The organism is Streptomyces sp. NPDC091287, from assembly GCF_044768525.1.
Classification (GTDB): domain Bacteria; phylum Actinomycetota; class Actinomycetes; order Streptomycetales; family Streptomycetaceae; genus Streptomyces.
Window position 1 is genome coordinate 1 of sequence record NZ_JBIVUV010000022.1, and the last position, 12514, is coordinate 12514.

General features: G+C 73.6%; 13 protein-coding genes. 3 read left to right on the forward strand and 10 right to left on the reverse strand.

The annotated features are described in order from the left end of the window. Positions 1-768, forward strand: a 768-nt coding sequence (locus ACIQRW_RS31525) for an HAD-IC family P-type ATPase (protein WP_403766757.1), incomplete at its 5' end; no start/stop codon positions are given. A 51-nt stretch (positions 769-819) separates the two neighbouring features. On the opposite strand, the gene ACIQRW_RS31530 is transcribed toward ACIQRW_RS31525, so the two are convergent. From ACIQRW_RS31530 to ACIQRW_RS31540, 3 genes are all read right to left on the reverse strand, one after another. Beyond that, positions 820-1695 (reverse strand): biotin-dependent carboxyltransferase family protein, encoded by an 876-nt coding sequence (locus ACIQRW_RS31530; protein ID WP_403766759.1) that lies wholly within the window; start codon positions 1693-1695, stop codon positions 820-822. Continuing rightward, entirely contained in the window at positions 1692-2420 is a 729-nt protein-coding gene (locus tag ACIQRW_RS31535; protein WP_403767172.1) for an allophanate hydrolase subunit 1, read from the reverse strand. Before ACIQRW_RS31535 ends, ACIQRW_RS31530 begins: the two co-directional genes overlap by 4 nt. A 188-nt stretch (positions 2421-2608) precedes the next feature. Then, positions 2609-3358: a LamB/YcsF family protein gene (locus tag ACIQRW_RS31540; protein ID WP_403767174.1), complete on the reverse strand. Its 750-nt coding sequence runs from the start codon at positions 3356-3358 to the stop codon at positions 2609-2611. A 107-nt stretch (positions 3359-3465) separates the two neighbouring features. Between ACIQRW_RS31540 and ACIQRW_RS31545 the strand changes: the two genes are divergently transcribed. Together ACIQRW_RS31545 and ACIQRW_RS31550 are read left to right on the forward strand one after the other, a co-directional pair. After that, the gene (locus tag ACIQRW_RS31545; protein WP_403766762.1) at positions 3466-4140 is read left to right on the forward strand and encodes a hypothetical protein; all 675 of its coding nucleotides are present in this window, start codon (positions 3466-3468) and stop codon (positions 4138-4140) included. Positions 4141-4283: 143 nt separating this feature from the next. Then, entirely contained in the window at positions 4284-5519 is a 1236-nt protein-coding gene (locus ACIQRW_RS31550) for a PQQ-binding-like beta-propeller repeat protein (RefSeq protein ID WP_403766765.1), read from the forward strand. Positions 5520-5637: 118 nt separating this feature from the next. On the opposite strand, the gene ACIQRW_RS31555 is transcribed toward ACIQRW_RS31550, so the two are convergent. The 7 genes from ACIQRW_RS31555 to ACIQRW_RS31585 all read right to left on the reverse strand — a co-directional run bounded on the left by ACIQRW_RS31555 (position 5638) and on the right by ACIQRW_RS31585 (position 12502). After that, positions 5638-6267: a phosphoribosylglycinamide formyltransferase gene (locus ACIQRW_RS31555; RefSeq protein WP_403766768.1), complete on the reverse strand. Its 630-nt coding sequence runs from the start codon at positions 6265-6267 to the stop codon at positions 5638-5640. A 107-nt stretch (positions 6268-6374) separates the two neighbouring features. Next, positions 6375-7598 carry an FAD-dependent monooxygenase gene (locus ACIQRW_RS31560; RefSeq protein WP_403766771.1) on the reverse strand — a complete coding sequence of 408 codons (1224 nt, stop codon included), beginning with the start codon at positions 7596-7598 and terminating at the stop codon, positions 6375-6377. Continuing rightward, the gene (locus tag ACIQRW_RS31565; protein WP_403766774.1) at positions 7585-8574 is read right to left on the reverse strand and encodes a LuxR C-terminal-related transcriptional regulator; all 990 of its coding nucleotides are present in this window, start codon (positions 8572-8574) and stop codon (positions 7585-7587) included. The genes ACIQRW_RS31560 and ACIQRW_RS31565 overlap by 14 nt, the downstream gene beginning before the upstream one ends. Then, on the reverse strand, positions 8562-8813 hold the full coding sequence (locus tag ACIQRW_RS31570; protein WP_403766777.1) for a (2Fe-2S)-binding protein: 252 nt from the start codon (positions 8811-8813) through the stop codon (positions 8562-8564). The genes ACIQRW_RS31565 and ACIQRW_RS31570 overlap by 13 nt, the downstream gene beginning before the upstream one ends. 4 nt (positions 8814-8817) lie before the next feature. After that, complete coding sequence (locus ACIQRW_RS31575; protein ID WP_403766780.1) at positions 8818-9930, reverse strand: hypothetical protein; 1113 nt, start codon at positions 9928-9930, stop codon at positions 8818-8820. 62 nt (positions 9931-9992) lie between these two features. Further along, the gene (locus ACIQRW_RS31580) at positions 9993-10613 is read right to left on the reverse strand and encodes a histidine phosphatase family protein (protein WP_403766783.1); all 621 of its coding nucleotides are present in this window, start codon (positions 10611-10613) and stop codon (positions 9993-9995) included. After that, the gene (locus tag ACIQRW_RS31585) at positions 10610-12502 is read right to left on the reverse strand and encodes an HAD-IA family hydrolase (RefSeq protein WP_403766786.1); all 1893 of its coding nucleotides are present in this window, start codon (positions 12500-12502) and stop codon (positions 10610-10612) included. The genes ACIQRW_RS31580 and ACIQRW_RS31585 overlap by 4 nt, the downstream gene beginning before the upstream one ends. Positions 12503-12514: the final 12 nt, after the last annotated feature.

The window sequence follows — 12514 nt, forward strand, 5'->3', positions numbered from 1 at the left end:
ACCACCGGCCCCCTCCCCACCCCCGAGGACTTCCAGAACATCCCCGGACTCGGCGTCCAGGGCATCGTCGAGGGCCACGCCGTCCTCGTCGGGCGCGAACAGCTCCTGGCCGAGTGGGAGATCCGTCTCCCCGACCACCTGGCCGAGGCGAAGAAGGCGGCGGAGGCCGCCGGGCGCACCGCGATCACCGTCGCCTGGGACGGCGAGGCCCGCGCGGTGCTGGAGGTCGCCGACGCGGTGAAGGACACGAGCGCCGAGGCCATCCGCCGGCTCCGCGCCCTCGGCCTGACCCCGATCCTCCTCACCGGCGACAACCGGGCCGTGGCGGAGACGGTCGCGGCCGAGGTCGGCATCGACGAGGTGTACGCGGAGGTCATGCCGCAGGACAAGGTCGACGTGGTCAAGCGCCTTCAGGCCGAGGGCCGTTCGGTCGCGATGGTCGGGGACGGGGTCAACGACGCCGCCGCCCTCGCCCAGGCCGACCTCGGCCTCGCGATGGGCACCGGCACCGACGCCGCCATCGAGGCCGGCGACCTCACCCTCGTCCGCGGCGACCTCAACGCCGCCGCCGACGCGATCCGCCTCTCCCGCCGCACCCTCTCCACCATCCGCACCAACCTCTTCTGGGCCTTCGCCTACAACGTCGGCGCCCTCCCGCTGGCCGCCGCCGGACTCCTCAACCCGATGATCGCCGGAGCGGCGATGGCCTTCTCCTCCGTCTTCGTGGTCGGCAACTCCCTGCGGCTGCGCACCTTCAAGGGGGCGTGAGCCCGAGGTACGGAGTCGGAGCGCGGCGGGACCCCTTCGGTCCCGCCGCGCTCACGCGCGTACGAAACGCAGCCGGGTCCCCGGCACCGCCTGCGCCGCCGCGGCGAGGGCCCCTTCGGGGACGACGCCGATGACCGGGTAGCCGCCGGTCGTCGGATGGTCGTTGAGGAAGACGACGGGCCGGCCGTCCGGCGGCACCTGGACCGCGCCCAGGACCATGCCCTCGCTGGGCAGTTCCCCCGTACGGGACCGCTCCAGCGCCGGGCCCTCCGTACGCAGGCCGATGCGGTTGCTGTGCGGCGAGACCCGGTAGGCGGCGGTGCGGAACGTACGGAGCGCGGCCCCGGTGAACCAGTCGTGGCGGGGCCCGGGATGGACCGGGAGCACCAGCTCGGCGGGGGTCCCCGGCCAGGGGACGGGGCCGGCGGGAGGCAACGGGCCGCCCGACGCCGGATCGCCCAGCGGGAGCACGTCGCCCTCGCCGAGCGGGGCGGGGCCGAGCCCCGAGAGCAGGTCCGCCGAACGGCTGCCCAGCACCGGCTCCGGCACCAGCCCGCCCGCGAACGCCAGGTAGCCGCGCAGGCCGCTGACGGCGGGGCCCGCGTCCAGCACCGCGCCCGCGGGCACCCGCACCGGCGCGCCCCACGCCACCGGCCGCCCGTCGACCGTCACCCGGCAGCCCGCCCCGCCGACGACGGCCACGACCGGCCGGTCCGGGCGGACCGCGCACCCGGTGAGCGTGGTCTCCAGGACGGCGGCGTCCGGCGGATTGCCCACCAGCCGGTTGGCCAGCCGGGCGGCGGGTGCGTCCAGAAACCCGGCGCGCCCGACCCCGAGGTGCGCCCAGCCGGGCCGGCCCGCGTCCTGCACGGTGGTCAGCGCCCCGGCCCGGACGACGTACAGCCGGAAGCCGACGGGCGGCGTCACGCGCCCGCCGGGGAGTCGCCCACCGGAGAAGCGCCCGCCCGGGGAGCGGGCGGCGCTTCCGCCCCCACCGGCACGAATCTGACCGGCGTCCCCGGTGTGAGCAGCGCCGCCGGTTCCCGGGCCGGGTCCCACAGGGCCCCCGGGTCCGGCATCCGCCCGACGAGCTGCCAGCCGCCGGGCGAGGGGCGCGGGTACACCCCGGTGTAGGGGCCGGCGAGGGCCACCGCCCCGGCCGGGACCCGGGTGCGCGGGGTCGTGCGCCGGGGCACGTGCAACGGCTCCGGCAGCCCGGTGAGATAGCCGAACCCGGGGGCGAACCCGCAGAACGCCACCCGGAAGGCGATACGGGAGTGCAGGGCGGCCACCTCCCCGGCCGGGACGCCCCAGAGCGCGGCGACCTCGCCCAGGTCGGGGCCGTCGTAGACGACGGGGATCTCCACCGGATCGCGCCCCTCGCGGCGCGGCGGCTCCACCCGCCACGAGGCGAGGTCCCGGGCGAAACGGTCCCGTGCCCCAGGCGTGCGCCCCCCGATCCCGGCCCCGGCCCCGGCCCCGTCGAGGATTCCGTCGATCAGGACGGTGCGGGCGGCCGGGACGATCTCGCGTACGGCGGGGAGTTCACCGCGCTCGCGGCGGCGGAGCAGCTCGGCGTGGAAGGCCTCGGCGTGCTCGCCGTCGGCCAGCTCGACGAGAAGCGCGTGCGGCCCGGCGGGAAGGACACGCACCGGTGCGAAGTCGGGGCGGGGGCCGGGCGGGGGCTGGGGGCGGGCGCTGGGGACGCTGCTCGCGTTGCCGGCGCTGTCGGCGCTGTCGGTGGCGTTGCGGGCATCGCGCGCGCCGGGGACGCTGTTCGCGCTGCCGGCGCGCTCGGCGCTGTCGGCGGCGTTGCGGGCATCGCGCGCGTCGGCGGCGCTCACGCGAACGCCCGTACCTCGACGCCCGCTTCCTCCAGCGCTGCCCGCACCCGGCGGGCGAGGGCCGCCGCGCCCGGGGTGTCCCCGTGGACGCAGAGCGAGCGCGCCGAGACGGGGATCCGGCTGCCGTCCGCCCCGGTCACCGCCCGCTCGACGGCCATGCCGACACTCCGGCGTACGACGTCGTCCGGGTCGTGCACCACCGCGCCCGGCTCACCGCGCGGGACGAGGGTGCCCTGCGGGGTGTACGCGCGGTCGGCGAAGGCCTCCTGAACGGCGGGCAGTCCGGCCTCGGCCGCACGGTCGAGCAGCCGCGATCCGGGCAGCCCGAGCACGGCCAGGTCTCCGCCCGCGAGCCGGATACCCGCGACGACGGCGGCGGCCTGGTCGTCGTCCCAGACCGCCCGGTTGTAGAGCGCGCCGTGCGGCTTGACGTACGAGACGGTCGACCCGGCGGCCTCCGCGAAGACCCGCAGCGCGCCTATCTGGTAGGCGATCTCGGCGGTCAGCTCGGCGGGCGGCACGTCCATCGACCGGCGCCCGAACCCGGCCAGGTCCCGGTAGGAGACCTGCGCCCCGATCCGTACCCCGCCGGCCGCCGCCGCGTCGCAGACCCGCCGCATCACGGAGGCGTCGCCCGCGTGGAAGCCGCAGGCCACGTTGGCGCTCGTTACACAGGCGAGGAGCGCGTCGTCGTCGGTCAGGGTCCAGTTGCCGAAGCCCTCGCCGAGATCCGCGTTGAGATCCATCATCACGGCGCACGGTAATGACAGTTCAGCAGGGCGACAAGGGGCGGTCCGGGGGCCGGACGGGCGGCCCCGCGTCGTCGTGGTGCCGCCCGTCCTAGAGTCGTCCCATGACGGACAGCCCCCACCCGCACGACGCCACTTCCCTCCGCGACCGGTGGCACGACACGCTGCTCGCCGCGCGCGCCGGGGCCGACGGCCCCGATCCGCTGCCGTACGCCGAGAACCTCCTCGCCCGCTGGGCCGAGCCGCAGCGCCGCTATCACACGACCGCCCACCTGGCCGCCGTCCTGGACGGCGTCGACACCCTCGCCGGGCACGCCGACGACGTGCACGCGGTACGCCTCGCCGCCTGGTTCCACGACGCGGTGTACCGGCCCGACCGGACGGAGAACGAGGAGCGCAGCGCCGCCCTCGCCGAGCGGGCGCTGTCCGAGGCGGGGGTGCCGGAGGCGGTGGTGGCGGAGGTCGCCCGGCTGGTCCGCCTCACCGTCACGCACGACCCGGCGGACGGCGACCGCAACGGCGAGGCCCTGTGCGACGCCGACCTCGCGGTCCTGGCGGGCGGCCCGCAGGAGTACGGGGCATACGCGGCCCGGGTCCGGGAGGAGTACGGCTTCGTCCCGGACGGGGCGTTCCGGGAGGGCCGGGCGGCGGTGCTGCGGCAACTCCTCGACCTGCCGAGGCTGTTCCGTACCCCGCACGGCGCGGCCGCGTGGGAGGCGCGGGCCCGGCACAACCTGGCGACGGAGCTGGAACTGCTGACATCGTCCGGCGCCGGCTGACCACGAGTCCGCCCCCGGCCGGTGAATGTTCCGGTTCGTTCACGGTGTCGTCCCGGTCGCGCCCTGGCCCGACCGGTGAAGCCCGGCGACCGCTAACGTCTCGCATCGCAGATGCACACACCACTCCACGGGGGTACAGCGACATGTCCAAGGGACTCGGCACGACGATCGGCAGATCTTCCCGGCGGCGCATCCTGCGACTGGCGGGCGGCGGGATCACGATGGCGGCGCTCGGAGCCGGGCTGATCGGCTGCGAGGACGAGCTCGCGACGGGCGGCGAAGGCAGCACGCCGCCGCCGCGCAGCGCTTCCCCCGAGGACGGGAAGGCGCCCGAGGACGGCAAGGCCCCCGAGCCGCTGTGGACGAAGTCGACGTCGGCGCAGACCTACGGGGACAACGACGAGCTCGTGGCCGTGGACGGCGTGGTGATCGCGAGCGGTGATCCGCTGGCCGCCTTCGACGGCGCGACCGGCGAGGAGCGGTGGTCGCTGCCTGGCGGCGCGGTGCCCGGGGCGCCGCTGCTGCTCGGCGACGGCACCCTGTACCTGGAGAGCGGGAAGTACGACGGCAGCGTCGCCGGCTACGTCCCGGGGTCCGGCAAGGAGGCCTGGCGCAGCCGCCTCGGCAAGGAGTACCGGCAGCCGAGGCCGGTCGCGGTGGACGCGGAGCAGGTGTACGTCATCGCCGAGATCCTCGAAGCCGACCACTCGTCCCACACCAATGTGATCGCCGCGCTGAACAGCGGCACGGGCAAGGTCGCCTGGAAGGAACAGCGCGACCTCGGCACCCAGCAGAACGGCGTCCACGCCGCCGTACAGGGCCGCTATCTCGTCTACACCGACTTCAAGAACAACCTCACGGTCCGCGACACCGCCACCGGCAAGCAGGTGTGGACGCAGAAGACGACGAAGACGAGCTACGGGCCGTTCGTCGTCCACCAGGATCTGGTGATCGTCCCGCAGGGGCAGCGGCTCCAGGCCTTCGCGCTGTCCGACGGGTCCGAGAAGTGGTCCGTGCGGGCCGAGGAGTTCACCACCTTCCGGGAGCCGACCCTCCTGGAGGACGTGCTCTACATCGCGGACAGCGGCCGGACGCTGTGGGCCGTCGAGCCGGGGACTGGCAAGAAGATCTGGCAGTCCACGGCCCTCAAGGACGCGGGCGGGCAGGTGCCCCGGCAGTTCGTCAAGGTGGGCGGCACGCTCTACGGAGCCACCGACCTCGACAAGCAGGGCGGCGTCCACGCCTTCGACGGGAAGACCGGCGCCCTGCGCTGGACGTTCAACGACAAGTCCGGCGACTACCACGCCTGGCTGGTGGCCACCGACGGCAAGCGCGTCTTCGCCCTCCACGGCAAGAAGCTGCACGCCCTTCCCGCGTGACGGAACCGTGAGGCTGCCCATCCTGCGCCGCGCAGCCGGGCGACGAGACGTCCGGAGAGAGCCGTGGCCGAATTCTCCGAACGTCTCGTCGGCGGTCTGATCACGAGTGGCCCAGGGCTCAGCAGGCCCTGCGCTGGGGAGCGACCACGCGCACCTTGCGGCCTTCCCTGATCACCCGCCCCTCGGCGAACGCCTGCATGACGAGGGGCAGATGCTCCCGCTCGACCGCAGCGATGTACGGAGTGACGGACTCGATGGTGTCGTCGACCTCCACCGGTATGGGGATCTGCGCGATGATCGGGCCGTCGGACAGGGAGTGCGGGTCACGGAGGTGAATGGTCACGCCCAGGCTCTTGACCCCGTAGTCGAGTGCCGGGCCGATCGACTCGTCCAGTTCCCCGAAGGCCGGGAGGATGGTCGGGTAGACGCTGATCACCCGGTCCGGGAAGTGCTTCAGGAACGCCGCGTCGAGAACGTCCGTGTAGCCGCCCACCAGGACGAAGTCCGCACCAGCTTCGAGCACGTCGGCCGCCATCGCGGCGTCCCGCTCGGCCGGCGAGCCGTAGCTGGTCTCCGGGTACGAGGCCGTGGTGCTGATCCCTGCCTTGCGCGCCACGTCCAGGGCCGGGCAATCGCGGTTGGTGGCCACCGCCACCACTTCCCCGTCCACCACCCCGTCGTAGCAGGCGCTGATCGTGTAGCGGAGCAAAGTGCCCCGCCCTGAGGTGAGCACAGCGATGCGAAGCATCTGTCTCCTTGGTGGTTGATCCGGTCCCGGCGGACCAACAGGTGGCCGCCGGCTTTCCCGGCCGGGGCGGCCGGGAAGAACATGGCGCGGGGGCTGCTGACGCTCTCTCACAGAAGGAGGGCGTCCGCCATCGCCGCGCGCGTGGGTAAGCGAGCGTCCGGGCCGGACCGGGCGGCCGGGTCCAGCGCCATGGCCGCGGCTTCCCAGAGGCGGGTCCGCACGATGCTCCGCCGGGCCGAACGCTCATACGTATGACGCAACAGCCCGTTGGCGAAGGCGCTGAGCGATGCGTCGGGGGCGCCGCCCACCGGTGCGGCCAGCGCCCGCGCCACGAGGGTCGCACCCTCCAGAGCCAGTGCCGCCCCGGACCCCGACTCGGCATCGACCGCGCACAGGGCGCCCCCCACCGGCAGATACCCAGCCGGTGCCTGGTCGTCCAGGCACCTGAGGAGCAGCGGCGGGTCGATCCCGCTGATGATGGCACCGGCTGGAACGGCGATCGCCGCCCGGTCGCCGATTCCGGGCAGGAGGCGGAGCGCCCGGGAGAAGCCCTCCGGTGCCGCCAGCCGCTCGAGAACCCGGTCCCCCGCCAGATAGCGGAAGGTGACGGCGAAGGTGTCGGGCCCCTGGGACAGAACGCGGGCGTTGAACGCCTCGCCCTCGAACTTGATCACCCGACCGGCGGTGGAGGGCGGTCGGTCCGCGGGATCCGTCCGGTAGAGGCGCGTGGAGTGCATCACCCCGCAGTCGAACTCATCGACCAGCACGGTGAAGTCCGGGGCGAGCGGAGAGCTCCTGCCCAGGGCGTCCACCACGGTGCTCGCCTCGACCGTCTCACCGGTCAGCCTGACACCCGTGATCCGATCGCCCTCCGTACGCAGGCCGCGCACCCGGTCCCCGTGGCGCACCCGGGCCAGTGGTTCCACCGCGAGAGCGCGGGCGAGCGCGGCGGTCACCACGGGCCCCGGGCAGGTCAGCGAGAGCCGGTCCCCCTGAACTGCCTTCCCTTCGCGCCCGGCGAGGTCGCCGTACGGGGATGGCTCCTCCGGAGACCCGTCCGTGTCGAAGGTCTGGGCGCCCTGGTCCAGCAGATCGGCGTAGACATCGGGGAGCCGTTCCATGAGCCGCCGCCGGAAGCGGCCCGAGTAGACGTACGGCTGCCCTGTACGGGGGCTGCCGCTGTGCGGGCCAGTGGCCTCACTCGGGCCCTCCGCCGCCTCCAGCACCTGACAGGGGACACCGCCGCGGGCCAGCAGCAGGGCGGTCGCGAGGCCGGCCGGGCCCGCTCCGGCCACCACGACCTGGGAATCCCCGACCTCACCCACGGGCACGCGACCACCCTCGGGGAGCCGGCGCCGGACCCAACAGGCCCAGCCTCGCGGCTCTGGCCCCCGCCTCGAAACGGTTCTCCACGCCGAGCTCCCGCATGATCTCCGCGATCACGCGGGTCAGCGTCCGCCGGGAGATCCCTAGACGGCGTGCCATCGCCTCGTCCTTGACACCGCAGGCCAGCAGGCGCAGTACAGCCCGGTGCCGGGCCTCGAAGGGCCCGGCACGATCGACCGAAGCCGGGCCGGGCACGGGCAGGGCACTCTCCCAGCAGCTCTCGAAGAGACCGGTCAGGCCGTGGCTGAAGGCGGCGTCGCGCAGGACCAGTGCCTCCGGCCGCTCGGCGGCCACCAGGACCGCGGTGGTCCGGTCGAACACCGCGACCCGGAGTGACGTGGTCTCGCTCACGCGCACACGCACGCGCGCGCCCTCCTCCCGCAGCCGGGACAGCCGGCGGAGCCGGGCCGGGTGGCCGGGCGGAACGGCGTCGCCCACCATCGTGATCCGCACGCCGCGCCGCAGGCTCGCACGCAGCCGGTCGGGGGCCAGGTTCACCCCTGCCGCGTCCGGCCCCGGGCCCAGGCGCAGGGCGAGAAGCTCCTGTTCGCATCCGGCCAGCAGGCCGTCCAGCAGTTCCTCGACCTCCTGCCGGCCCTGGACTCCTTCGGCCGGACCGCCGTGGGTCCGGTCGGCCACGGAGACCAGGGCTCGGCGGGACAGCCTCACCAGTCGTTCCCGCGCCTCGTACAGACGGTCCGCGGCCCGCCCGGTCTCCGCCGCACTCTCCTCCAGGGTGCGGCGCAGAGTCTCCCGGGGGCTTTCGTCCCCGCCGGCGGGACCGTCCACGACCAGCCCGAGCAGGTCACGTACCGAACGCGGCGTCGCCTCCTCCGGCCCCTTCGGGGAGTCGGAGGAGGCGACGCTGCGCAGCGCGCTCCCCCGTTCCGCCCCGTTCCGTCCGCCACTCACGTCCGGCATCCCGCCCCCTCTCCCTGGCCCGCGATGTCACCGGCCATGGACAGCGCGGCGATCTCTTCTACTTCTTCCATGCAGTCGCCGCACCCGGACCCGGCGCCGGTCGCCTCACCGACCGCCACCGGGTCTCCCGGCCAGCGCAGGGCGGCCTGGATCAGCTCGCTCTCGGGCACCCGGGCGCACAGGCAGATCAGCGGGTCGGGCACGGTGCCTCCGCACGGGACGGCGCTGCCTACCGGCATGGAGTCACCGCCGGCCCGCGGGAACGAGTTGCGGGGCCGTCGTGGTGAGCCCGAAGGCCCGGTGGGCGGTGCCACCGGCGAGCATCCGGACTTCCGGTTCCGTCAGGCCCTGCCCGAGAGCATTGGCCATCTGACGGGCCAGCGGCTGCGAACCGGCCGCGACGATGCCCGCGTTCTGGTACCAGAGGCCGTTGTCCTCCGTGCGGTGCAGGTCCTGGCCGCCCAGCCGGGCCGAGTCACAGCGGTCGGTCATCATCATCGAGTGGGGAATGCCCATGAGCTGTACGGCGCGGGTGGCGATAGCGAGGTCGACGTGCTCGCCGTCGAAGTTGATGCAGGCGGCGACGCGGCCCCGAGCCGCTTCGCGCATGATCGTGGCGGGGACGGGCCCGACGATCGTGTCCAGCGCGTCGAGGCTCCACCCCGGCAGGTCGTACGAGGCGATGACGCGGTCCCGCTCGCGGCGGGCCGCAGTGCTCCGGAAGGCGTGCCGGATGGTGAGCGGCATGTCGTTGAACAGATGGTCGGTGACCACCCGGGCGCCGCTGCCGCCGAACTCCGATTGCCAGGCGATCTCCACCATCTCCGCGGCCAGCTCCGCGCCGGCACGCGGGTCCTGCCGCGTGAAGTGGCCGAGTGCGGGGCGCACTCCGTGCGCGAGCAGTTCGGGCAGAATCCAGTCGAAGCCCGCCTCACGGGCCTCCGGAGCGTCGTGGAGCGTGGAACCCTGCCGGAAGGCGTCAGGGGACATCACCGTGTACTTCAGGCCGAACTCTCCGAGCGCGGCGAGCCGGGACCACTCGCTCCGGCTCGGTGCCCACACCGTCTGGGCGGGGGTGCCGCCGTGGCTGGCCAGCAGGGGGCCCTCCAGAGCGATGCCCGGTATGTGCGGGAGAAGCCCGTCCTTGCGCATGGCGTCGTACCGGCGGACGAACTCCTCGAACTCACCGAGCTTGTCGCGCCGCAGGTACATCGTGGGCAGGGCTTGGACGGCCTCGCTCGCGCACCAGTCGTCCAGCCGGGCCAGGTCGACCTTGCGGAAGTCGGAGAAGTCCACGTCACCGAAGCCGTGGCAGTGAACCTCCACCGGAGGGACGTCAGTGGTGTGCTCGTTCATGGGGTCAGTCTCCTCAGGGAATGCGTTGCGAAGCTCGGAAGTGGTGGACGCGGGCGGGAGGTTCACACGGCCTCCAGGGCCGCGCCCGACCAGGTGACGCAGGAGAGTCCGGCCTCGGTCGTCCGTGTCTCGACGTATCCGGCGTTGGCGATCCACCGGCGGTGCCCGTACGACGCGGGAAGGTTCGCGCAGAGGTTCGGCAGCGCGATCTGGAGGACGGTGCTGTGGCTGACGACGACGACGGTTCCCTCGTGGCGGGCCTCGATCTCGGCGGTCACTTCGCGGATGCGCCGCACCGCGGCGGTGCCGCTCTCCCCCCGGGGTCCCAGCGGGAGTTCGAGGGCGGACCTCAGGTGCCAGCTCTCTATCGCGCCGTCGAACTCGGCGAAGGCTTCCGGGCCCGAGCTTCCCTCCAGGTCACCGACGGAACACTCGCGGAGCCCCGGGTGGACCCGGGGTCTGCCGGCCCCGAGCCCGTCGGCGAGGATGTCCGCCGTCTGCACGGCCCTGGTCAACGGGCTGGTGTAGATCGCCTCGACGTTCTCGCCGACCAGCTCGTCCGCGAGCTGCCGCGCCTGGGCGCGGCCCGTCTCGTCCAACGGGGCTCCGGGAGCCGCCGCGGTGATCACCATGGCGACGTTGTGGGCGGTCCGGCCGTGCCGGACGAAGAGGATGTGCGTCATGGTGTGGTCTCCGCGTAGAGGTCGGGACTGCCGATAACGGCGACCGGGGCGCGTTCGCGGCGGACGACGTCCACCGGGGGGCGCTCCATGTCCGGTCGGCCGTGGTGGAGGTGGTACAGCGTGCCCGTGAGCCGGTCATGGCCATGGGCTGCGGCCCGGTGGTAGAAGTCGTTGTCCTCGTCACCCCAGCCTTCGAAGCTTTCGTCGAAACCGGAGATCCGGTGGAAGAGCGTGTCGGTCACCGCGACGCAGCCGCCGAAGGTGGGGTGGAGGTGATAGCCGCGCAGGCGCTCGGGGCGAGGAGCGGCCTCTCCGGAGAAACGGTCCACCAGGACTGCTCGGGTACTCCCCTCGTCGAGGCAGACCACTCGCTCGTAGGCGAGCACAGCCGGAGTGACGTCGGTGACCGCGTCGGCGATCCGCTCCAGCAGGTCCCGGGGCGGCAGGACGTCCGCGTCGAGGAAACAGAGCACCCGGCTGCGGCCGGCAACCTGCACTGCGCCGACGTTGTGGGACCAACTTCTATTGTACGGACCCGCGTTGGACGCATGGACGTATGCATCCGCCCAGTCCTCGACCGCGGGGCGGTTACGCGGCCGCGCGTCCTGTTCGACCACGATCACCCGGTAGGCGTCACGGGCGAGAGTCTGGTCCGACAGTGCGCGCAACACCGCCCGGACGTTGCGCAGCCGGGCCACCTCGTGCGGCAGAGCCCGGAAGTCGACGACGACGGTGAGGTCCCAGCCGCCCTCCGTGCTCCGGGAACGTGGTGTCCGCACCGGGGCAGGTTCCGTCGCCTCGTGGTCGGGCTTCCACTCCTCGCCCGTCACGAGTCGGGCGGCCGCGGTCGAACCGAATTCCTTCAGAGCGGCATCGAGCGACGGGGTGGGACCGCAGACGCTCAGCACCTGGAGGATCCGGCCGAGCAGGGCCGCTCGGGCCCCCGGGGCGGCGGGGGTGATGCTGAACCCGGTCAGGGTGTGCTCCAGCCCGGAACGGAGACCCGCCCGGTCCGCGGCTTCCCGCAGTCCGGACAGTACGGCGCGGGCCAGCGGCACGGTGAACTCCCACAGCGGCTTGCTGGCACGCGCCTCGGGGTCCCAGAGGACGGCGAGCGCGTCCGCGCTGCTGGTGGCGCTGTCGTGCCGTCCGGCCTCCTGCCCGGCGGTACTCCGCCCGGTCCAGCCGACCAGTTCGGTCAGCCGGGTGATCCTGGGCACGGCCGGCAGGTGTCCGCCGGCGCCGAAGGGGTCGTAAAGGATTCCGAGGGCGAAGCCCGCGCCCAGGGCGCCCAGCACGTCGTTGATCAGGCCGTCGCCCACGTACCAGCAGTCCCCACCGTCCAGGCCCAGTTCGTCGAGGGCCTGATGGAAGATGGACGGATCCGGCTTCTCGACGCCCACGTGGGTGGAGTCGAACACGGCGTCGGTGTACTCCAGCAGGCCGTACCGCTCCAGGTCGTCGCGGACCGTGCCGGCGGAGTTGGAGATCACGCCGATGGTGATGCCCTGGGCCCGCAGGGCGCGCAGGGTCTCCCGCGCCTCGGGGTCGAGCACCCGGTAGAGGTCCTCGCGCTCCAGAGCCCGCCGGAGCGAGGGAGCGGCAAGCAGTGGGTCGAGGCCGAGGTGCAGGGCACAGCTCCGGACGACCTTGTCGGTGCCGTCGAGGGTGACGGGCAGCGGCAGGTGGCGCGCCTCCGCCGCCAGCACCAGGGCGGTCACCGCCGTACGGGCCGACAGTCCGGCGCCGAGTCCGTCCCGGGCGAGCTCTTCCAGGAGCACGTCGCCGTCGGCGTGGATGAGGGTCAGACCTGCGTCGAACAGGATGGCGCGCGGCGGGGTGCGGACCGCTCCGAACAGGCCGGCGTTCACAGGGGGTTGCGCGGGCACGGGTACCCCCTC

What these genes read in the sequence shown, in the direction of transcription:
- ACIQRW_RS31540 (WP_403767174.1), bottom strand. Translation starts at nt 3,358, where the DNA reads ATGGATCTCAACGCGGATCTCGGCGAGGGCTTCGGCAACTGGACCCTG.
- ACIQRW_RS31545 (WP_403766762.1), top strand. Translation starts at nt 3,466, where the DNA reads ATGACGGACAGCCCCCACCCGCACGACGCCACTTCCCTCCGCGACCGG.
- ACIQRW_RS31550 (WP_403766765.1), top strand. Translation starts at nt 4,284, where the DNA reads ATGTCCAAGGGACTCGGCACGACGATCGGCAGATCTTCCCGGCGGCGC.
- ACIQRW_RS31555 (WP_403766768.1), bottom strand. Translation starts at nt 6,267, where the DNA reads ATGCTTCGCATCGCTGTGCTCACCTCAGGGCGGGGCACTTTGCTCCGC.
- ACIQRW_RS31565 (WP_403766774.1), bottom strand. Translation starts at nt 8,574, where the DNA reads ATGCCGGACGTGAGTGGCGGACGGAACGGGGCGGAACGGGGGAGCGCG.
- ACIQRW_RS31570 (WP_403766777.1), bottom strand. Translation starts at nt 8,813, where the DNA reads ATGCCGGTAGGCAGCGCCGTCCCGTGCGGAGGCACCGTGCCCGACCCG.
- ACIQRW_RS31575 (WP_403766780.1), bottom strand. Translation starts at nt 9,930, where the DNA reads ATGAACGAGCACACCACTGACGTCCCTCCGGTGGAGGTTCACTGCCAC.
- ACIQRW_RS31580 (WP_403766783.1), bottom strand. Translation starts at nt 10,613, where the DNA reads ATGACGCACATCCTCTTCGTCCGGCACGGCCGGACCGCCCACAACGTC.